Source organism: Clostridium thermosuccinogenes (assembly GCF_002896855.1).
Taxonomy (GTDB): domain Bacteria; phylum Bacillota; class Clostridia; order Acetivibrionales; family DSM-5807; genus Pseudoclostridium; species Pseudoclostridium thermosuccinogenes.
Genome location: NZ_CP021850.1, coordinates 757,950 through 780,257, shown reverse-complemented (window position 1 = coordinate 780,257; position 22,308 = coordinate 757,950). Strand labels below are relative to the sequence as shown.

Genomic DNA, 22,308 nt, shown 5'->3' with positions numbered 1-22,308 from the left:
GTTTTACCGTTTAACGGTGTCTGTCACAAATAATATTCATCAATTGCATCAAAATTATGTAGTCGTCTACCAAGGCCAAAACCGCAAGCTTCCTGCTTCATCGGCATGATAACCTGCAGTAGCCACAGGCATTCACAGGCGCTGATAAGGTCACTTTTCACTTTCTTTAATCATGTCCATACCCCATGACATATGCCATGAAATTGCAGGTTACATATCAATACTGCATCAGTCTATAACCGCAACCGCTTCAATCTCGATTTCAACGCCCTTTGGCAGCTTTGATACTTCGACACAGGACCTGGCAGGATAGGGAGCAGAAAAATACTCACCATATATACTGTTTACAACAGCAAAGTTTCCCATATCATTGATAAAAACTGTGGTTTTTATCACATTGGACATGCTGGTACCCGCCGCCTCCAACACAGCTTTCAGGTTTTCCAGCACCCTCCTTGTCTGGGCTTCTATCCCTCCGTTGACCACCTCACCGGTAGCGGGGTCTATGGGTATCTGTCCGGATGTAAATACGGTGTTCCCTGAAATTATTGCCTGAGAATAAGGGCCTATGGCCGCCGGAGCTTTATTGGTATTAACTGTCTTAATTGACATGATTCCACCTCCATAGTCAATTTTCTAATTTTATAGTAAGTATACCATATAATGTTATGCTTCACAAAGCCTAAATCCCTGCTGTCGAATACTATACAGGTTGTTCTTTATTCACTTCTTTATTCAATAATATTTTTAGTCCATATAAATCCAACTTGCCTGTAAGCTTTTTTGAAAGTACTGCTGTGATTTTTCTCATCATCCCGAAATCTGATAGATCAACAATAAACGAACCCAATCATGTTACATGGAAACAGCATCCTATGCATAAAAAAAGGGAGACCCATGAATACTTTGGTTTAGTATTGATGAATCTCCCTTTCCCTTGCCGTTATGATATTTTAACCGCAGCCTGTGCGGCAATTGCTTTCCTATATGGTTTAATAATTACTTGCTGCCCATTTTGCAGCTTCCTTTACAGCATTCTGGTGATCTGCATTCACTTTACCCGTACCATGAGTCTTGCTGTTTAAAAAGTGAATATCAAAGTGGCCGTCCATGCCGTTGCCTTTTACTGTATCAAGGTTGGTACCAGCTCCATAATCTCCGCTTCTTTTGCTGACATATGCATTTGCCGGTTCACTGTCCACCCCTGCATGAGGCATTCCGGCCATGGATGCGGCAATCTTTTTCCCATTCACCGTCACTATTACCGGCCTTCTTTCCCAGCTCCACTGGCCGCCGTATATCTGCTTCATGATTTTTGTATCTTCCGCCGTCAGAGTCTCACAATCTGCATGATTGGTACCGTAGGTCCTTTTTATTTTAAAGCTTTTACCCGATTTAATATCATATACCGTAGCTGTCTCTCCACGAGCAAAGAAGCTCTCTACACCGCCAAACCATGGCATCATGTAATCTTCGGCTTTTTTCCCGCTGTTTGCGGTTTCGGATGGTTTAGCCACTTCTGCCGGTTTTGAAGCCTTATCGCTTTGGGCCTGTTTTGCTGCAGCTTTATCCGCTTCCTCTTTTTCCTTTACCAGCTTTTCAATAAGCTTCAGGGTGCTGGTATGCACTATACCGTCCTGTTTCAGATTATGCGCAGCTTGCAGCTTTTTTACCGCTTCATAGGTGATGTCTCCATAGTAGCCGGTAGGTGTTACGGTAAAATACCCAAGGGTTTTCAAATCCTTTTGAAGCTTGATAACCTTGGAATTTTCATCCCCTTTCATGAGGTATACGTCGGAAGCTCTTGCCGTTCCTCGGGATACCATAGAGGAATTGCTATTTGCCTGCTTCATGGATTTGGATGCAGAACCTGCCTGGTCCTCTGCCTTTTTCGGATTCTGGCTATGCGCATCAGAGCGGGTCCCGTTTTCCGCCATGATAGAAACACTGCCGGCACCCTCTGTGCTATCTGTAATAATATCTGATGCTCTTTTTGTGGCACTTTCTGCAGTGTTGTTTGTAATGCTGTCTGCAGTACTTTTTGTTGTATCGTCTGCAGCACTGTTTGCAGTATCGCCTGTTATGCTGTTTGCAGCGCTATCACCCGCATCCGCAGAAAACAACTGCAAAGGCTGCCCGGTTTCCGTCCCGGCATCCGCTGCGCTGCTCTCCACAGCCTTATTAGATTCCGTTATGTTATCAACAGGTGACGTAGTGAGACTGGCAAAATAAAAAACAGATGTAATGGCTGCTGCCAAAACAGAACCAAAAACATATCTTCTGTATTGCATTAGTTTTCTCCTCTCTTTGCTTACGAGGTTAGTTGTCGGGTTAGGTAGAAGAGCACCCTTTCCGGCTGTTCCGGAATTAACCCCCTTGTGTTGTATCCCCCGTTTCCCTAATAAGGGAATTCGGCAGTATATATTTGTAAATTGGCTTCTTGAATTACGGTTGTATATTATAACATAATTAGTTTACATAAGATAGTGGCAAAACATGGATATCTTGAGGAAGTTTTGAACTAGGGAAAAGAAAACAAACGTGAGTTTGCATAAATCTTCCATCAAACTGATACCTATAATCCATCTCTTTATCGCTCCCTTCCATAATTTAATGCATTATCACCTCCCTCACGAGGGCAGACTAAATACAAAAGCTACGGACATATATACAATTAAAGGAGTTTTTGCTTCAAATATCGAATATACAGCCAATAATCTCTAAAGATGCAGAACTGCAAAGTATTAATAATAAAAGGAGTATATATGAGGGAAATAATAGTCACAAAAGAAAATGCAGGCAAACGTATAGATAAATACCTTCGGGATACCTTCAGAAATATGCCGTCAGGCGCTATGTACAAAGCCTTCAGAAAGAAGGACATAAAGGTCAACGGAGTGCGGGTCAAAGATGATTATGTCGTCTCCCAGGGTGACCGGCTGGAAATATACATAGTGGATGAAATTCTCGACGGAGTGCCCCAAGCCGGCAGCACACCTTTTGCCAGGGGTTTTTCAGTAGTATATGAGGACAGCAATATAATGATAGTAAATAAGGATCAGGGGATACCGGTGCACCCCGACAGGGAGCAGTCAAACAACACCCTTATAGACTTCATTCTTGAATATCTTGAGCACAAGGGAGAATATAATCCCAATGACACCAACTCCTTTACCCCGTGCCTCTGCCACAGGCTGGACAGAAATACGGGAGGTCTGGTCATAATAGCCAAAAACGCCGAATCCTTAAGGATAATGCTGGACAAGATCAAAAACAAGGAAGTGCGCAAATTCTATCAATGTCTGGTAGTGGGCAAGGTTAAGAAGCAATCAGCCGAGCTCAGGAGCTTTCTTATCAAGGATGAGAGGAAAAGCAGGGTTTTTATCAGCGATGAGCCGGTTAAAGGAGCTTCGGAAATTATTACAAAATACCGGGTTCTATCCTATGATATGGATAAGGATATAAGCCGCCTGGAAGTGGAACTCATAACAGGGAAAACCCATCAGATAAGGGCTCACCTTGCCCATATCGGCCATCCGATAGTTGGGGACGGAAAATATGGAACCAACGCTTTCAACCGCCCTCTGAAGGCCAAACGCCAGATGCTGTGGGCATATAAACTGGTTTTTGACTTCAAGGATGCCGGAATGTTAAACTATCTCAAAGGTATGAAGTTCGAAGTGGAACCCATATTTAATATCAATCTGAAAGAACAGCATTGATAAAAGCTTTTCTTCATCGCGGTTAATAAAAAAAGAGCCGGTGGATTGAAGTGCACCTCAAATGTTAGACATATACTAATATTTGGAGGTGTATTTCAGATTACCACCGGCTCCTCTTTACTTTACTTTCCTATGAACTGCTGTACAAGCACCTTTCCGTAAGTCGGGCTGTCCACTATGCCTATGCCCGTATAATTAAAGCTTCCGTTCAGTATATTCTTCCTGTGGCCTTCGGAATTCATCCATGCTTTAAATGCCGCCTCTACCGTCTGATTTCCGGCTATGTTTTCACCGGCTGTTTTGAACTCAATATCAAACTTTCTCATCATGTCAAAAGGTGAACCATATGTCGGTGATTGATGAGCAAAGTAGTTGTTGTTTACCATATCCTGAGCTTTCAACCTAGCAACCTTCACCAGCTCCATATCAAAAGCAAGAGGACCTACCCCGGCATCTGCCCTGGCTTCATTAACCAGATCCAGCAACTTCTGCTCATCCTGGGATATTCCTTCCGGAGGAGTGGTAGAAGGAGTCTTATCACTTGTCTGTGGAGTCTGGGTAGTAGGCGTCTGAGGTGCAGGAGTCTGCGTAGTCGGAGTCTTAGTCGTAGGAGTCTTGGTTGTCGGAGTTTTGGTTGTTGGTGTCTTGGCAGTAGTTGATCCGGATGTCTTTATGTATTGTGCAGACACCGCTCCAACACATCCGCTGCTCACATCATATACCGCATACCAGCTGTCTATTTTACCGAATACCTTTACTTTCTGCCCTTTTTTAAGCACACATACTACAGGATACTTTGTAGACGGGCCCTGCCTTACGTTCAAAGAATTAGCAGTAACTACCGCATCCGTAAAATTAACTTTTTGAAATGATGGAGCTGCTGTCACCTTTTGTACATCAGGCCCACCAATATTCAAAAGCGACGTACAAGCAAGCACAAGTACGATCAAATATACTAGCTTTTTTTTCATAAAATCCCTCCAAAACATCACTTCTGTTATTTATTTTTTAAAAAGTATGCTTCTATTATTATTAACAGAAAATATCGAAATATTTACATGGATGCTTCTAAAGGTAAAAGTTTTTTATTTTATGAAAAAAAGGATGTGTTGCCGATACAATAGAAAGGATTTGCCAAAAACGAGCCGTTTTTATATAAATTGCTTTAATTTCGCTAATTGAAATGGTGATTGCTGTTCCAAAAGATTCAAAGAACATATTTCAAATCCATAAAAAAGCTCCGGACATTCTTTTTCCGGAGCTTCATCGTTATTATATTTCCCTCATTAATATATTTCCCTTACATATCCATTTCTCATAAAGTTTGTAATTTAATTCAGCGCACTCATTACCTCCTGCCTCGCTTGAGCGATGGCATCCTCTATTTTGAGCTCTTTTACTTCCGAAGATTTTCTGAGCTTGTACTCCACAATGCCTTTTTCTGCCTTCTTTCCGACGGTGATCCTGATTGGAATACCGATAAGATCCGCATCCTTGAATTTAACCCCTGCTCTCTCATTCCTGTCATCCAGTATCACTTCCACTCCTGCCGACTGAAGCTCAGAGTAAATCCGTTCAGCTGTTTTCATCTGCTCTTCGATGGTAGCATTTACAGGAATGATTACTACATGATAAGGCGCAATTGACACAGGCCAGATAATGCCGTTTTCATCGTTGTTCTGCTCTATTATGGCTGCCATGAGCCTGTTTACGCCTATTCCGTAGCTTCCCATCACCATGGGATGCTCCTTACCGGCCTCATCCAGATATGTGCAGTTAAAAGCTTTGCTGTACTTTGTTCCCAGCTTGAATATATGTCCCACCTCTATGCCATGGGCAACTTTCACCGGACTGCCGCATTTGGGGCATCCGTCCCCTTCTTCCATATTCCTGATATCAATCACAGCCATAGCTTTAAAATCTCTGCCCATATTGACATTTTTAAGATGGTATCCCGTCTCATTGGCTCCCACAACGAAGTTTTTCATGGCTGCCACTTCCGGATCAACAATGAGCTCAATTCCCAGGCCCACCGGTCCGGCAAATCCAACATCAGCATGGGTTACTCTTTTTACTGTTTCGGGATCTGCCATATTAAGTTCGTTGCATCCCAAGTGGTTTCGGAGTTTTGTCTCATTGATCTCCCGGTCTCCTCTGACCATCGCGGCAACCACCCTGTCATCAGCCTGAAAAATTAGGGTCTTGGCAAATTCCTTTGGCGAACAGTTGAAAAACTTCATAAGTTCTTCTATAGTCCTTGCATCCGGGGTAGCAACCTTTTCCAAAGGAAGCTCATCGCAGCAGCGTTGCTCCTCCCCGGGGCAACACATCTCAGGCACACACTGGGCTTTCTCCCTGTTGGCAGCATAGCCACAGCTTTCACAAAAGACAACCTCTGCTTCCCCTATTTCGGATTTGACCATAAATTCCTGGGAGCCGGAACCGCCCATAGCACCACTGTCCGCATCCACCACAATATAATCCAGGCCGCAGCGGTCAAATATCCTGCAGTATGCCTCATACATCTTACTATAGGACATATCGAGGCCTGCCTCGTCCCTATCAAAGCTGTAAGCATCCTTCATCACAAACTCCCGGCAACGCATGAATCCAAACCGCGGCCTTATCTCATCCCTGTACTTTGTCTGTATCTGATAAAGCATCATCGGTAGAGATTTGTAGGAACGGATCTCATTCCTGACGATTTCGGTAAATACCTCCTCATGGGCAGGTCCAAGGCAGAAATCCCTTTCATTCCTGTCCTTCAACCTGAACATCTCAGGGCCGAAAACCTCCCATCTGCCTGAGGGCTGATAGACTTCCGCAGGAAGCAGTGCTGACATCATGAGCTCTTGAGCCCCGCTCCTATCCATCTCCTCCCTTATTATCTGCTCGATTTTTCTGAAAATCCTGTAGCCTAAGGGCAGGAAAGAATATATGCCTGAGGCCTGCTTCCTGATAAGGCCTGCTCTGAGCATCAGCTTATGGCTTGCAATTTCCGCCTCAGCCGGCACTTCCCTCAATGTCGGTATAAACATCTTTGAAATCCGCATGATCTCCCTCCCGGTATGATCTATATTCCAGCACTATTTGTCCAATTAGTATGCCTTACCCCAGATAACCATTTTGTCGGCCGGTTTACCGCAGCATACGCAGCTGTCGGAGATCTTCTCCTGCTCAAAAGGCATGCACCGGCTGGTAACTCCGGTCTTTTCCTTTATCATATCCTCACATGCTCTGTCGCCGCACCACATGGCTTTTATAAAGCCGGATTTCTCTGCAGCTATTTTTTCAAACTCCTCCGGTGTTACCGCTGTATATGTTTTGGAGTCCCTCATGTTTCTGGCTTTCTCCAGCATTCCTTCGTGCACTTCGTCCAGCAACCGGAGCACCCTGTCTTCCAGCTCATCCATCGGAACAAATATCTTCTCCCTGTTGTCCCTTCTTACCAGTACCACCTGGTTCTTCTCAATATCCTTCGGACCTACCTCAAGACGGATGGGCACTCCCCTCATTTCATACTCGCTGAACTTCCATCCCGGATTTTTATCACTGTCATCCATCTTCACCCGGACTACCTTGGAGAGTCTGTCTCTCAATTCTTCAGCTTTTTCCAGCACGCCTTCCTTGTGCTGTGCGATAGGTATGATCACCAGTTGCACCGGGGCAATTCTCGGAGGCAGCACAAGCCCGCTGTCGTCCCCGTGAACCATTATAATAGCGCCTATTATTCTTGTGCTCATGCCCCAGGAAGTTTCATGCACATACTGAAGCTCGTTATTTTTATCGGTGTATTGAATTCCAAAGGCTCTTGCAAACCCATCTCCGAAATTGTGGGATGTTCCCGACTGCAATGCTTTACCGTCATGCATCATGCTTTCTATAGTATAGGTTTCCTTTGCTCCGGCAAACTTTTCTTTATCGGTTTTTTTGCCTTTGATGACGGGAATTGCGAGAACCTGTTCGCAAAAATCCGCATACACGTTCAGCATCCTTATAGTCTCTTCCTGGGCTTCCTCCGCCGTAGCATGCACTGTATGGCCTTCCTGCCACAGGAATTCTGCAGTTCTCAAGAACGGTCTTGTAGTCTTCTCCCATCTAACGACGGAGCACCACTGGTTGTAAAGCTTGGGAAGATCCCTGTAGGAATGTACTATGTTGGCAAAATGCTCACAGAACAAAGTCTCTGATGTAGGACGCACGCAAAGCCTTTCTGTCAGCTTTTCCTGTCCTCCATGGGTAACCCATGCCACTTCCGGAGCAAATCCTTCCACATGGTCCTTCTCTTTCTGCAGCAGGCTTTCCGGGATGAACATGGGCATATATACGTTTTCATGCCCTGTTTCCTTAAATCTCTCATCCAGATTTTTCTGTATGTTCTCCCATATCGCATAACCATAGGGGCGGATTATCATACAGCCCTTTACGCTGGAATACTCTACAAGATCCGCCTTTTTGATTACATCCGTATACCATTGGGCAAAATCCTCATTCATAGGGGTTATAGCTTCTACCAGTTTTTTTTCCTGTGCCATATAATCAACTCCTTTAAATTTCAATTCTATTTTAGATTTAATATTTACAAGCCTTGGCAAGACCTTATAAATAGTTTTATAAATAAGTTTTATAAATGGTTTTATGAATGGTTTTGCATATAGCTTTATATATAGTCTTAAATATAATCTTTTATATAACAAAAAATCCGCCCTAAAAGTAAGGGGCGGAAATACTTTCCCGCGGTACCACCCAAATTGGAGTAACCCGTCTCTTGGGCCTTTATCGGAGCCGAACCGGCAGCTTCATCAGCTGCATCTCAGGGGTGGGAAGAAAAGCTTTGCCATAAAGCCTCGCACCAACCGGCTTTTCTCTTCATGCTACACTTTTCGCAGTCCCGTCATAGATTTATTTTCAGTTGTTAGCTTTCAGCTATTAGCTGTTGTTTACAAACCGACAGTCCACTGTTGTCAGTGGGAAACCATATTAATCAAAAACCAATATAGCTATTTAATTTCAAGCCATTAGGGCCCAATGGGGTCGGATTCTTATCATTTATAATAATATACCAAAATCCCTATGTCAATACGCTTGCTTGTCGTATAATAGTGATATATAATCGTTGTAAATACATAGAAGGAGTAAACAGCTATGAAAGTAGGCATTGGTCAGGACAGTCACAGATTTGATTTTAATGACAAGACAAAAAAGCTTATCCTCGGCGGTGTTGTGTTTGAAGGTCATGCTCCCCTCCAGGGCAACAGCGATGCTGATGTCATATTGCATTCTTTAACAAATGCCATTTCCGGGGTAACCTGTGTCAACATACTAGGCCCCGTCAGCGATGAAATGTGCCTGAAACATGGCATAACCGACAGCAAGGCATACCTGGCGGAAGCGATGAAATATCTGGGGGAAAGCAAAATCGTTCATGTCTCAATATCGATAGAATGCCTTACTCCAAAGATAACTCCCAAAATACCCGAAATACGGGCTAGTCTTTCAAATCTGCTGGGCATTCCGGAAAACTGCATCGGAATAACAGCCACAACAGGCGAAGGTCTGACACAGTTCGGTCAGGGCTTGGGTATACAGGTATTCAGCTGCGTAATGGTAGTTTAGGCTTTACTCCAAATTCGGATTTAAATGAGACAAACCCCGATATTAAAAGCCTGTATGAAGGGCATGGTTAAGCATATGATAAGCCGGTCAGCTTGTAAGATAAAGCTGACAACCTTTCAGCAAGAATTGGCAAACACGATATTGAGAAAAGAGTTTTGAAAATAGCCGGCAGCTTTAAACAACGGAAAAATTGCGTAGCAATTTCAACACACCGTTTCAACGAGGCGGGAGATTTTAACTCACTGTCCATTGTGGAATTAGATACTCTCCACCTATATGGGGTGGTGGACATTTTCAACCTCGTTATATGTGGCTGTTGACTATGGATTTATGAAAACATGCAATACACTATGAAAATTTACAGAGAGATATAATTCCCGTTTATCCATAGTACTCCCTGCTGTCGGCAATAGCCTCTCCCAATATCAAGTCTTCCTGGGTTGTGATTTTAATGTTGTCGTAGCTTCCCATCACGAGTTTGATAGGAAATCCCAGCCTTTCAACAAGTACGGCATCATCCGTGCCATCAAATCCATCATCTATAGCTTTTTTATGGGCATCCATTATCAGCTGGTATCTAAATGTCTGCGGCGTTTGAGTCATCCATAGGGCTTTCCTGTCCAGGGTTCCGCTAACAAAACCATTCTCATCCGCACTTTTTATTGTATCCTTGGAAGGTACCGCAACACATGAGGCACCATGCTCCAATGCCGCAGTTATGCTTTCCTCAATGCTCTCTTCCCGGACGAAAGGTCTTGCCCCATCATGTATAAGCACAATTTCACAGTTCTGGCTTACATCGAGAAGCCCGTTATACACAGAATTCTGTCTTGTTTCTCCGCCAGCCACAATTTTTTTCACCTTATAAAGACCATAGCCGTCTATTATTTCCTGTTTGCAGTAAACAATATCCTGGGAGTTAACAACCACGATGATTTCGCTTACCCTGCCACACTTCTGCAGCGTCAGCAAAGTCCGGGCAAGAACAGGCACTTCTCCGATCTCAATATACTGCTTGTTCTTATCCATGTGCATGCGGGTACCTTTTCCGGCAGCAACCACCACTGCGCTCACCAAAACCTCTTTGCTCTTTTTCATCACAACCTCCATCCTTTTATTTTTGCAGGCTTATACAAAATAATGTATCATGACTTGGTGTTTAAATCAACAAGTTAGAACTGTTTGCTATCCTGCATCGGGTCTGGTTGGTTATATTGCGGTATTGTGATACTATGAAAAACTACCGGAAAACTTGCTTCTCCATAAGCACGGAAATCATAAAATAAAATACCTGCTGACTTTGGCAGGTATTTTAATATATTTTACTAAAACAGTTTTTTAGTTTTTATGTTCTATACGAATTGGTCACAACTTATTCATATGATTTTAACAAAGCACTCTTTCATATATTGTCCCGTTCCGCACCTATTTTATTGATGCGATGGCCTTTTCCAGCTGTAGTAAAGCCTTTTCCAATGTAGCGCGCGGGCAGGCAATGTTAAGACGTTGAAAGCCTTTACCTTCGCTCCCGAAGGTTGTTCCTTCATTCAGCCAGAGCTTAGCCTTGTTGACAATTAAATCATTGAGCTCCTTTTCGCTGAGATTGAGCTGATTGAAGTCCAGCCAAAGAAGATAGGTTCCCTGAGGCTCTACCAGCTTAATCTGCGGCAGGCGTTCAGCCAGGAATTTTCTTATATAGCTGATATTCCCTTCCAGATATTCAATAAGCTCATCAAGCCACTGGGCTCCATGCTCATAGGCGGCCTGGCACGCGACCAGTCCCATGGTGTTTGGCTGGCTGTACCCGCTCCGCATTAATTCCTCCCTGAACTTCTTTCTTATTTCATCATTGGCAATAAATATGTTGGAAACCTGCAATCCCGCAAGATTAAAGGTTTTGCTGGGTGCCGTGCATATGATGGTATTGTTTAAGAATTCAGGCTTCAGGCTTGCGAATATGAAATGCAAATAGCCCTTATAAACGAAATCGGCATGAATCTCATCCGATATAACTATGACATTATGCTTCAAGCATATATCTCCCATGCGCACAAGCTCTTCCCTGGTCCAAACTCTTCCCACCGGGTTATGCGGGCTGCACAGCAAAAAGAGCTTGACATCGTTTTTGATGATTTTCTCTTCAAAATCGTCAAAATCTATATGGTATTCCCCCTTTTCGTATACAAGGGGGTTATTTACCAGCTTTCTTCCGTTCACAAGAACTGTAGAGGCAAAAGGATGGTACACCGGCTGCTGTATTAAGACCGCATCTCCTTTTTCAGTTAAGGCACGTATGGCGGTAGCTATCGCATATACCACTCCCGGTACCTTTACAAGCCAGGATTGATCGGTTTCCCAGCCAAACCTGGATTTGAACCAATTGTGCACTGCATCAAAATACTCCTGCTTGCTTTCGGAATAGCCGAAAATCCCATGCTGTACCGTTTTAACAAGGGCTTCCGTCACAGCAGGCGGCGTCCTGAAATCCATATCTGCAACCCAAAGGGGAATAACATCCTCCGGTTTACCCCTTTCGGCACAAAAATCATATTTTATCGAGTTGGTGCCCCTTCTATCTATAATTTCATCAAAATTGAACTTCATATTTCATCTCCTCACACAAATCCGGCATTAAAATAATAAGTACCTTCAAAACCACATATTAGTGATCGGTTTAATTCCTGAAAACTTAACAGCCATTGTTTTATAATATAATAATGCATCATATAATAATACATCTGCAACACCTGTATAATCCTGGTGTGCCGGAGCTTTCCATGCATATAACCATGCCCTCGGGCAAGATATCATTTAGCTGTAAAACAGCTACGCCAATGCCTGCTCCAAATCGGCAATTATATCGTCTATATGCTCAAGCCCTACAGACAAACGCAGCAGAGTCTCATCAATGCCCTTTGCTTCCCTCTCTTCTTTTGGGATGTCCGCATGGGTCTGCAGCATAGGATAGGTTATCAGTGATTCTACTCCCCCGAGACTTTCGGCATACAGCACAAGCTTTACCCTCTGCAGCAGTTGTATCGCGGTCTGTTCACTGTCCACCTTAAAGGAAATCATAGCGCCAAAACCCCTTGATTGCTTCAGGGACACTTCGAAATCCGGATGGGTCGGCAATCCCACATAATATACCGATCTCACCTTAGGATGTTGGCAAAGCCAGTTTGCCAGCCTGATGGCATTCTCCTGCTGTTTTTCCATCCTGACGGCAAGAGTTTTAATTCCGCGCATCACAAGCCAGCTGTCAAAGGGAGCAAGGCAGGCACCGGTGGTTTTATATATATACCTCAGCTTTTCCGAAATCTCGGCGGTGCGGGTGACAAGAAATCCCGCGAGGGTATCATTGTGACCTGCAAGATATTTTGTGCCGCTGTGCACCACAATATCAGCCCCCAGATCGATAGGATTCTGAAAATATGGCGTCAGGAAAGTGTTATCCACTATCAGAAAAAGGCCATGCTGCTTTGCTATCGCAGATATAGCGGCAATATCCGACACCTTCATCAATGGGTTGGTGGGCGTCTCAATAAATATGGCTTTGGTCTCCGGCCTTATGTGCTCAGCAATCTTGGATGCTTCGGAGGTATTCACGAAATCAAAGGAGATACCGTTTTTTTCCGAAATGCTGCAAAAAAGCCTGTGAGTTCCTCCATACAAGTCATCCGAAGCTATAATGTGATCACCAATCTTAAAAAGCTCCATCATTGCTGTGACCGCAGCCATACCGCTGGAAAAGGCCATAGCATCCACACCGTTTTCAAGCTTTGCCAGTGTGATTTCCAGCTGCTCCCTGGTAGGATTTTGCACACGGGAATAGTCATACCCGGTGCTCTGTCCAACAGCAGGATGCACATAGGTGGCCGTCTGATATATGGGTACCGACACTGAACCCGTACAGTGGGACTTGTCTTCACTTCCATGTATGCAAAGTGTGTTAATATTCATAGCAGTTCACCCTGATAAAAATTTTCTGTTTGATGGATTCGGTATGCTGACTTATGTTAATTCAAGCCTTATCATCATACCCTATTATTCCAATCATTTTAGTTTGTTTTATAATATATTACTTCCTTTCAATTGTCAACATGATTTTAATATTATCTCTTAAGCTAATTAAAACAAAAAAACTGCCTTTAATGGCAGTTTGATATTTATTTGATACTTAATAAATGAACCTATATAGTCCGTTCCATCATGCACTTGGGCTTGGCAAAAATCATCCTTCCGGCCGCAGTCTGTATTATGCTGGTTACCACCACGCTTACAGACTCTCCCATGTGCCGCCTTCCTCCCTCTACAACTATCATAGTCCCATCTTCCAGGTAGCCTATTCCCTGGCCGTTTTCCTTTCCATCCTTTATAACCTGAACCATCATTTCTTCCCCTGGTATGGCTATGGGCTTCATGGCATTGGCCAGCTCATTGATATTCAAAACCGGCACTTCATGGAAGCTTGCCACCTTATTAAGGTTGTAATCATTGGTGATGATCTTGCAGTTAAGCTTTTTGGCAATCTTGAGGAGCTTGTCGTCCACTTCCGCTCCTTCTACATCAGGATAATTCTCTATCCTGACAGGATATTTCAGATCCTTCTGCAGCATGTTCAATACATCCAGTCCTCGTCTGCCGCGGTTCCTTTTGACCGCATCGGGGGAATCCGCAATATGCCTCAGTTCCTCCAGAACAAAGCCGGGCACGATGATTTCTCCCTCCAGAAATCCGCTTCTGCAAATATCAACTATCCTTCCGTCGATTATGACGCTTGTGTCCAGAATCTTAGCTTTGGGAGAATGCTTTCCGTTTGAGGTAAAACCTTTTCCACCGGACAACTCATTGGATTTGCCCGTCGCTATAGCTATACCGACGCAGCCGAACAGCACATTTGCGATAATCGACAAGGGTAATCCTACAACATATATATTGTTTATCGGTATTGTAATCAGGTTGGCCACTACAAGTCCTGCAATCAAACCTGCTGATCCGAGGGCCAGCTCATAAAGCGTCATGCTCTGCAAAATATACTCTACCTTGTCCAAAGCCTTTTGAACATAGATAATTATTTGTACCGAAAAAAAATAAAACACTGCTGAGAAAAGCAAGGATATAACGCTAATAACGATAAGGGACAAACCCGGATCAAGAGGAATGTTACTTAAGGAAAATAAAGTTCTGGTCATAGTAAATCCGGTAACGGCACCTACAACCGCAAATGACAATTTAATAATTACATTCAGCACAATACCTAACTCCCCTGTAAATAAATTATTAAATCTAATAGCCAGTATATGAGCTGTATAATTTAAAGTTCTTAAGATTATGTTTTTACCAAAATCACCGGCTGCAGCTTACACGTTTATTTATAATGTTTTCAATTTCACACTGGTCCATGCCTTTCACCAGTACAAGCTCACTTATAAGGATTTGCCGTGCACTGTTAAGCATTTTTCTCTCCCCTGTAGAAAGTCCCTTCTCATGTTCTCTCTGCATTAGGGTTCTCACTACCTCTGCCACTTCAAAAATGTTACCGCCTTTAATTTTCACCATATTTTCCCTGTAACGTTTATTCCAGTTGGTGTTTACATTGACATTCTCTTCACTTAGGATATCCAGCACCTTGTCCGCATCGCTCTCGCTTATTATCTCCCTGATTCCGATTTCATCCACGCTATGGGTTGGAATCATCACTTTCATTTCGCCCAAGGGCATTTTCATTACATAATAATTCCTTTTTTCTCCAAGTATTTCCTTCTCCTCTATCGACTCTATTATTCCCGCTCCATGCATTGGGTAAACTATTTTATCCCCAACATTAAACATACCTACGCCTCCGTAAAGAAGTATTAATATCAGTTATGCGAACTAAGTGATGACGTATAACGTAAACAAGGCTAAACAAGGAAGTGCTGCATCAGTCAAGCAAAAAAGCAGTTCATAGCATAAGTAATCCTCCGATAAATAAAACTTCCACCGAAATGCTTCTGGAAGTTTACAGACAATACCAATAACCACCAACACCTATTATATTTAAGTATACTACAAAAAAATAAATATGTCAAAAATTATTTATTCTACCATTCATACAGCCTTATGTCAACGCTTTATTTTAGCAACACTAAATATCAGACTGGAAAGAAGTGGGTTTAAGGCTTCTTGTTTCTTTAGCAGGTTTATATTTCTTTGTATTTTTTTGTAATTTCTCCCATTACGTTTTATAATTGACAAAGGATAGTACTAACAATTATAATTAAGCTATAGGAAGGATTACTTCTTAATGATTGCATGTAGCATTCTTGATTTTCCGCAAAAGATACCATTAAATGATGGTTAATTATTTTGACATGACAAGTATATCAACCAAGAGGTGAACTGTTTTGAAGGATATAATAATAGATGAATTCCAGTATACAGCAAATGAGATCCTCATCAGAAATAAAAGCATCCTTGATCTGATTACAAAGTTCCAGGATACCAATGCCAGGGTTAATCGTGCAGTTGTGAAGTCTGCAACTCAGTGCGGCTGCATTAAAATTAATGCAGAAAAACAGCCCTTTCTGGAAGGCGAGGATTTTGAAGAAGTGCTCAACGCCATGGAAACCCATGTAGAAGGCAGCTTGTGCGACAACTGCCGGGATATGATAGAAAAAGAAATAGGAAGAAACCTGTTTTACCTTGCATCGATATGCAATACCCTTGATTTAAACCTCTATGATATTATAATAAAAGAACTGGAAAGGATAAAAGTGCTCGGAAAATACAGCTTAAGATGATAAAATCTTAAATGTGTGCTACTTGTGCCTTTCCGGTTCTTTTCTGTCTATAGCAAGTTTGGACGAGTTTGATATCATAATATGAGATCCAACGCCTGATGAACATTTTCAACGCCTTTAATATCCATGCCCTCAAGACTTTTAAGCTGCTTTACCATCTTCATGTTACCGGAAGGTATTATGCAGCTTTTGAAACCTATTCTATATGCTTCCATCAAACGCTTTTCTATCTGACTTACCGCTCTTACCTCACCGGTAAGCCCGACTTCGCCTATAAGCACAGTATTTGCATCCACGGCACTGTCCCTGTAGCTGGAAGCTATCGAAGCCGTGATTCCAAGATCACAGGCAGGCTCATCTATTTTCAGTCCTCCTACAACGTTTATATAAGCATCATAATTATGGAGCTGCATTCCAACGCGCTTTTCGAGCACTGCCATCAAAAGCGTAACCCTGTTATAGTCAACGCCGGTAGCCATTCTTCTAGGCATACCGAAACTGGTAGCGCACACCAGGGCCTGTATTTCAATCAGCATCGGCCTCGTGCCCTCAACGCTTGCAATGACCACTGATCCCGGCACATTTACCGGTCTGCCGGAAAGCATAGTCATGGAAGGATTTTGCACTTCCACCAGGCCTATATCCCTCATTTCAAATATGCCTATTTCATTGGTGGAACCAAACCTGTTTTTTACGGCTCTCAACACTCTGTAGCTGAGGTGCCTCTCCCCCTCAAAATACAAAACAGTGTCCACCATATGTTCCAGCACCCTCGGACCGGCAATGGCCCCTTCCTTGGTCACATGGCCCACTATAATTATTGTGATGTTATTCCCTTTTCCGATCCTCAGCAAACCTCCCGTAACTTCTCTCACCTGGCTGACACTGCCGGGAGCTGAAGTCAATTCATCATCAAAAACGGTTTGTATGGAATCTATTATGACCACTTCCGGTTTTTCCCTGTCTATAATACCCTCAATTGCCCTGAAGTTCGTCTCGGACACCATCAGCAGCCTGCCGTTCTTGATGCCGAGTCTGTCGGCTCTGAGTTTTATCTGTTTAACCGATTCTTCTCCTGAAACATAAAGCACTTTTCCGTTCATTTGAAGCCTCTCGCAAACCTGAAGCAAAAGGGTGGATTTACCTATCCCCGGGTCACCTCCCACCAGTATGAGGGAACCTCTTACTATTCCGCCTCCCAAGACCCTGTCCATCTCCTTGATACCTGTGGAATAGCGCTCCTCTTCCTCCAGCTGAATATCATTAATATTGAAAACCTTTGCATTGCCGGCTGCCGGCTGCGTGCTTCTGCTCCGTACCTCCTGAATCTGTTCCACAAAAGTATTCCACTGATCGCAGGCAGGGCATTTTCCCAACCACTTTGAAGATTCGTATCCACACTCCTGGCATACGAATACTGATTTGCTTTTTGCCATAATGTTATCATCCCACCCCATAGGCCGTATGAAATTAATTTGCAGTTATTTCCGCAATGTATTGCATCTGTCCGGAAAATATAACGAGGCTAAAGATATCCCCCACCTCTCAAAGATGGCGTGTACCTAATTTTACAATAGACGGTGAGTTGAAATCTCCCGCCTCGTTGAAACGGTGTGTTGAAATTGCTGCGCAATTTCTTCCGTTGTTTTAAAAGCCGGATTTATTTTTGCATCCGTTAAAAAGATTATATCATACTGTGGACATCCGGGACAAAATACAATAAAATGCCGGGGCAAAATACCCGTCTTGCAAAGAGTTCGGGAAATGTTTTTATTTCCTCAAATATTGCCAGTATAAATATTTTTCCTTGGCAAGCGCAAAATAATATATAAATTACAGTACTTACGCAAAACAAAATGATCCTTGAAAAATAAAGATTTCACGCACTTAATTTGTCCCAAATGGTTGTTGCGAGAGGATTTGAGACAGTATTTACCTCTTTACCTGTCCGGTCTTTGGATGTTACATTAATAATGTACACAATACCGTTGACTTTAACCTGGACAATGTCCTGCAGGAAGCTGATGGTTTCACCCATGGTATTCAAATTATTCTGTATCTGCAAAATCTGCACGAATACAGAAGTTATGAACACCAAGGAGAAGTGACCCTCAAGTTTTCTAATAGACCGGACTTGAACTTTTTCAAAGTTCAGAAACTGCTTGATGTCTCTGAAGAATACTTCAATGTCCCAACGGCAAAGGTATTTCTTGAGGATGTCTTGAGCAGCTACACCGGGCAAGTCAGTAATGATAAATCTGGTGTTTTGGATAGATGCGTTATAGCCGTTTTTGACTATTGCCATCATGGTGTTACCCACACCAGGTAAGATTACCGATAAAGCCTTGATGTAGAAGCCTGTACCGGGGTAGTACCTGTACTGTTTCTTGCTAAACAGCAGGCTTATGGTCTTAACGTTAAAGTTAACCCTGTTGTTGTACAGCACTTTGCGGTTATTCTTTATCATGCAGACATAGTGGTAACCGCACTCTGAGAGCTTTTGCAGGAGCTCTTTACAGGAATACCAGGTGTCGAATGTGACGTATTCGGCAGCCAAACCAAATTTGTGGGCGAAGGATATCATACGTATGGCTAGTTCAACCTTGGTATGATATTCTTCACACTTTTCTTCCGGTTTCCATATCCGAAACGCCACGGGGATTTTAATCCAACCATTAGACCATAGAAGGACTACAATGTGCATTCCCCAGACATACCGATTATTTGTGTGATCGTATACATAAGATGTCGGGAAAATGCTCTTGCCGAAAGGCTTCCTGATAATCACATCATCGATGATCAAATATCCAAGACCAGCCGTTTGTGACTGTATTGCCTGGATGAACAGGATCATGATATTTGTGTTATTAATAGAAAGCAACGGCAGCAGCCTTGTTATGGCATCATGGGATACCCAGTACAGCTTCTGCGCAATATATGTTGCTGTAGGATTATTAAACAGGATTATACCCATACATGCTGCAACGAAGACCAGTGTATACTTCTCAGGGAACAAAAACTTATCCAAATTGAACTTTCTCACCAGTTCAGTAATAATATCGTGAATGCCGTGCTTGGCAACGGTTATGTCGGAAATGCAATTTTTGGTAGACCTCATGGAACCCCTGCCAAAAGAATAGCATAATTCGAAAACTGGTGAATAGCTGTAATATATGGAAACCTCAATGCAACAACCTTTTAAGCTATATTCTGTTTTCAAAGTGCTGATATGACTTGTTTATGTTACTTTTGCGTAAGTACTATAAATTATATAACTGCAAAGGAAAAGATTTATTGTGAAAAAAGACCATACAAAAAAAGAAGGGCCTACGGAGGATTGAAATGTTGCTTCAGATCAAAAACATCTTGCTATATACAACCCAGATCATCCAAATAATTATATTTATAGCAGGCTGCTATTTTTTAGGCATATCCATATTCGGTTGGGTTAAAAAAAAAGAGGAGGACGCCTCCAATTACCCTCCGCAAAAGAGATTTGCCATATTAATAGCCGCCCATAACGAAGAGCGTGTTATTGCCCATATTATAAACAGCCTTTCCCGTCAGAATTACCCAAAGGATATGTATGACATTTATGTGATAGCCGATAACTGCACTGACAGGACAGCCGAAATCGCTGAGGAAAACGGTGCGATAGTGTATGTAAGAAACAATGATGTGGAAAGGGGCAAGGGATTTGCCCTGGAATGGATGTTCAAGCATATCTTTGCCATGGGGGATAAATATGATGTGATAAGCGTTTTTGACGCCGATAACCTGGTGTCTTCAAATTACCTCTTGGAGATGAACAAACAGCTGTGCAAGGGTCATAAGGTAGTTCAGGGATACCTGGACAGCAAAAATCCTTTTGATTCGTGGATCACCTGCTCCTACTCCATAGCCTTCTGGCTGTCCAACAGGATATTCCAGCTGCCGAGGTATTACCTTGGCCTCAGCTGCGGACTTTGCGGCACAGGTTTCTGCATAGATATAGAGGTACTTAAAAAAATAGGATGGGGAGCCACATGCCTGACGGAAGATCTGGAATTCACCATGAAGCTCGCATTAAATGGCATGAAAGTCGCCTGGGCACAGAATGCCGTTGTATATGATGAAAAGCCCCTTACGCTGAAGCAATCATGGAATCAGCGCAAGCGCTGGATGCAGGGTCACGCCGATTGTGCCGCCAGATTCCTGAAACCCCTTTTCAAGAAAGCTTTTACCGATAGTGATTTGAGAGCTTTCGACTGCGCCGTCTATCTTTTTCAGCCGATTAGATACATATTCATAGGGCTGATTACCGTCATGATGTGGATACAGACCGTGTTCCCCGAATCTCCATTTTATAGCCTGAAATATGTGTTCCCTGCGGAGGTTTGGACATTGCTTGTTTTATTCCAGACCTTCTACGGTCCACTGGTCATTCTTGCGGAGAAAAAGATGAATTTAAAAGTGCTGCTGGGCTTTTTGATATATCCCTTTTATTGTCTGACCTGGGTGCCCATCACCATCCAAGGCTTCATCAGCAAAGACAACAAAGTATGGAGCCATACGGTGCACACCCGGGAAATCAGTATCAATGAACTGGAAAAGGCATAGCTTTCATTTAAAAAGATAAAAAGGAGCTGTCCCAAAATATTTATCTTATTTTGAGACAGCTCCTTTTCTGATAAAATGAACAATCTTATACCATTAGGCTATGCCGCACCTTTTAAGTCTTTAATATCATTGATATCCATGGCTCTTGTGTGGATCGTATGCATCCACTCCTTCTTGTTTCTATCCTTAAAGCCTAGAATTATTACCGGTACCCAAGTGAGATTATAAAATGGAAGAAGCAGCACATATCCTATGGCTTTTAAGGACAGCTTTCCATCGATGAAGGCTACGGCACTGAGCCCATATGTTGAAGCAAACAGTAAAAAGGCGGACAGCAGGGTTTTTGTGGTAAAAAGCTCGGAAGGATCAAAAAGCTGCAGATATCTGAGTACTCCCGCCAGCATTCCAATAGCGCATATTACTACGATCAGCGGCTGAATAACGTACAGCGCCGCATCAAAGGCCACCATGCTTCTTTTCTTAAATGCTATTTTTAACAGAGGCTTAAAATACCTGACGGCACAATCCGCATGGCCTTGCATCCAGCGTTTTCTCTGCCTCAATGACTGCTTCAGGGTTAAAGGCTTCTCATCATACACTACCGCATCATGCGCCCAATAAACCTTTTTCCCTTTAAGAACGAGTCTCATTGAAAATTCGAGGTCCTCGGTAAGGCAGGTTGCGCCCCAGCCTATCTCCTTCAAAACCTTGGTGGATATTGCAAAACCGGTACCGCCGACAGCACAGCTGAGGCCCAGATTATACCTTGCCAGCTGGAACAGCCGGTTGGTCATCCAGTAGGTTATGGCATAGCTTCCTGCCACAATGGAATCCTTCGGATTCTTACTGTCCAGATATCCCTGCACCACCTCATATCCCCTGGAAAGCTGCTTGTTCATCTCCGCCAGAAAATTAAGAGATACCAGGTTGTCAGCGTCAAATATGCATACAGCATCGTATTGGGGCCTCATTTTAAGCAGCTTTTCAAACATCCATTCCAGGGCGAAGCCTTTGCCTTTCTTCTCATTATCAAAACGCTCATATACGATTGCTCCGTTTTTCCGGGCTATAGCTGCCGTGTTATCCTCACAATTGTCCGCTATTACAAAAATATCGTACATATCTCTGGGGTATTTCAGCTTGTTCAAGTTGCGTACTATATTTCCGACAACCGTCTCCTCATTATGAGCTGCCACCACCAGGGCAAACCTGTTTACAGGAGCAAATTTCTCTCCTGGAACATCCTTCCTTTTCAAAAAACCAAATGCCGATATAACCAGCTGGTATATGGACAATGCCAACAGTGTATATTGGTTAAGCATAGCGATCATATCAAATATGGCTTCAAAAACATCAATATCATTGATAAGGTTCATCTTCTTATAGCTCCTTCTATTATGTAAATTTGGCAAAAATACTGGTATGTTCTTGGGCACAGTTATTAAAGATATACTATTTTGAAATGTCTGGCAAATATAATATTCGTATGGTTATTTAAGATTTTGGGCTGATTTAACCAATCAAAGAAGAATATATGCATATTTTTGAAGTTAGCTAGGCTTATTAACCAATTATTGGCTTTATAAATG

Annotated in this window: 17 protein-coding genes and 1 riboswitch; of the genes, 4 read left to right on the top strand and 13 right to left on the bottom strand. The window is 42.9% G+C overall.

The genetic code is table 11. From position 1 onward, the window contains the following. Nucleotides 1–228: 228 nt before the first annotated feature. Both CDO33_RS03520 and CDO33_RS03515 read right to left on the bottom strand, forming a co-directional pair. The gene (locus CDO33_RS03520; protein ID WP_103080803.1) at nucleotides 229–612 is read right to left on the bottom strand and encodes a RidA family protein; all 384 of its coding nucleotides are present in this window, start codon (nucleotides 610–612) and stop codon (nucleotides 229–231) included. A 380-nt stretch (nucleotides 613–992) separates the two neighbouring features. Beyond that, nucleotides 993–2,291 carry a peptidoglycan-binding domain-containing protein gene (locus CDO33_RS03515; RefSeq protein WP_242973861.1) on the bottom strand — a complete coding sequence of 433 codons (1,299 nt, stop codon included), beginning with the start codon at nucleotides 2,289–2,291 and terminating at the stop codon, nucleotides 993–995. A gap of 2 nt (nucleotides 2,292–2,293) precedes the next feature. Continuing rightward, nucleotides 2,294–2,427: riboswitch (cyclic di-AMP (ydaO/yuaA leader) on the bottom strand. 338 nt (nucleotides 2,428–2,765) lie between these two features. On the opposite strand from CDO33_RS03515, the gene CDO33_RS03510 reads away from it, so the two are divergent. Beyond that, entirely contained in the window at nucleotides 2,766–3,722 is a 957-nt protein-coding gene (locus CDO33_RS03510; RefSeq protein ID WP_103080802.1) for an RluA family pseudouridine synthase, read from the top strand. Between the two features lie 122 nt (nucleotides 3,723–3,844). Here CDO33_RS03510 and CDO33_RS03505 read toward each other — a convergent pair whose 3' ends face one another. The 3 genes from CDO33_RS03505 to proS all read right to left on the bottom strand — a co-directional run bounded on the left by CDO33_RS03505 (nucleotide 3,845) and on the right by proS (nucleotide 8,257). After that, entirely contained in the window at nucleotides 3,845–4,693 is an 849-nt protein-coding gene (locus CDO33_RS03505) for a CAP domain-containing protein (protein WP_103080801.1), read from the bottom strand. Between the two features lie 360 nt (nucleotides 4,694–5,053). Continuing rightward, nucleotides 5,054–6,775, bottom strand: a complete 1,722-nt coding sequence (locus CDO33_RS03500) for a proline--tRNA ligase (RefSeq protein WP_103080800.1) — start codon at nucleotides 6,773–6,775, stop codon at nucleotides 5,054–5,056. 45 nt (nucleotides 6,776–6,820) lie between these two features. Continuing rightward, nucleotides 6,821–8,257: a proline--tRNA ligase gene (gene proS, locus CDO33_RS03495; RefSeq protein ID WP_103080799.1), complete on the bottom strand. Its 1,437-nt coding sequence runs from the start codon at nucleotides 8,255–8,257 to the stop codon at nucleotides 6,821–6,823. Between the two features lie 610 nt (nucleotides 8,258–8,867). On the opposite strand from proS, the gene ispF reads away from it, so the two are divergent. After that, nucleotides 8,868–9,338: a 2-C-methyl-D-erythritol 2,4-cyclodiphosphate synthase gene (gene ispF, locus CDO33_RS03490; RefSeq protein WP_103080798.1), complete on the top strand. Its 471-nt coding sequence runs from the start codon at nucleotides 8,868–8,870 to the stop codon at nucleotides 9,336–9,338. A gap of 381 nt (nucleotides 9,339–9,719) precedes the next feature. Here the strand turns inward: ispF and ispD are convergent, their stop codons facing one another. The 5 genes from ispD to CDO33_RS03465 all read right to left on the bottom strand — a co-directional run bounded on the left by ispD (nucleotide 9,720) and on the right by CDO33_RS03465 (nucleotide 15,170). Next, nucleotides 9,720–10,436, bottom strand: a complete 717-nt coding sequence (ispD, locus tag CDO33_RS03485; protein ID WP_103080797.1) for a 2-C-methyl-D-erythritol 4-phosphate cytidylyltransferase — start codon at nucleotides 10,434–10,436, stop codon at nucleotides 9,720–9,722. Between the two features lie 327 nt (nucleotides 10,437–10,763). Beyond that, a complete protein-coding gene (locus tag CDO33_RS03480; protein WP_103080796.1) occupies nucleotides 10,764–11,942 on the bottom strand; it encodes a MalY/PatB family protein in 1,179 nt (392 codons plus the stop codon). 222 nt (nucleotides 11,943–12,164) lie between these two features. After that, nucleotides 12,165–13,298 carry a trans-sulfuration enzyme family protein gene (locus CDO33_RS03475; RefSeq protein ID WP_103080795.1) on the bottom strand — a complete coding sequence of 378 codons (1,134 nt, stop codon included), beginning with the start codon at nucleotides 13,296–13,298 and terminating at the stop codon, nucleotides 12,165–12,167. 230 nt (nucleotides 13,299–13,528) lie between these two features. After that, nucleotides 13,529–14,590: a PIN/TRAM domain-containing protein gene (locus CDO33_RS03470; protein WP_103080794.1), complete on the bottom strand. Its 1,062-nt coding sequence runs from the start codon at nucleotides 14,588–14,590 to the stop codon at nucleotides 13,529–13,531. Between the two features lie 94 nt (nucleotides 14,591–14,684). Further along, nucleotides 14,685–15,170, bottom strand: coding sequence for a CarD family transcriptional regulator (locus tag CDO33_RS03465; RefSeq protein ID WP_103080793.1), 486 nt, complete (start codon nucleotides 15,168–15,170; stop codon nucleotides 14,685–14,687). A 554-nt stretch (nucleotides 15,171–15,724) separates the two neighbouring features. Between CDO33_RS03465 and CDO33_RS03460 the strand changes: the two genes are divergently transcribed. Next, nucleotides 15,725–16,120, top strand: a complete 396-nt coding sequence (locus CDO33_RS03460; RefSeq protein WP_103080792.1) for a nucleoside triphosphate pyrophosphohydrolase family protein — start codon at nucleotides 15,725–15,727, stop codon at nucleotides 16,118–16,120. Between the two features lie 74 nt (nucleotides 16,121–16,194). Here the strand turns inward: CDO33_RS03460 and radA are convergent, their stop codons facing one another. Beyond that, complete coding sequence (gene radA, locus CDO33_RS03455) at nucleotides 16,195–17,556, bottom strand: DNA repair protein RadA (protein ID WP_103080791.1); 1,362 nt, start codon at nucleotides 17,554–17,556, stop codon at nucleotides 16,195–16,197. 443 nt (nucleotides 17,557–17,999) lie between these two features. Next, entirely contained in the window at nucleotides 18,000–19,238 is a 1,239-nt protein-coding gene (locus CDO33_RS03450; RefSeq protein ID WP_103083335.1) for a transposase, read from the bottom strand. A gap of 224 nt (nucleotides 19,239–19,462) precedes the next feature. On the opposite strand from CDO33_RS03450, the gene CDO33_RS03445 reads away from it, so the two are divergent. After that, the gene (locus CDO33_RS03445) at nucleotides 19,463–20,719 is read left to right on the top strand and encodes a glycosyltransferase family 2 protein (protein ID WP_103082953.1); all 1,257 of its coding nucleotides are present in this window, start codon (nucleotides 19,463–19,465) and stop codon (nucleotides 20,717–20,719) included. A 98-nt stretch (nucleotides 20,720–20,817) separates the two neighbouring features. On the opposite strand, the gene CDO33_RS03440 is transcribed toward CDO33_RS03445, so the two are convergent. Then, complete coding sequence (locus CDO33_RS03440) at nucleotides 20,818–22,095, bottom strand: glycosyltransferase family 2 protein (RefSeq protein ID WP_103082954.1); 1,278 nt, start codon at nucleotides 22,093–22,095, stop codon at nucleotides 20,818–20,820. Nucleotides 22,096–22,308: the final 213 nt, after the last annotated feature.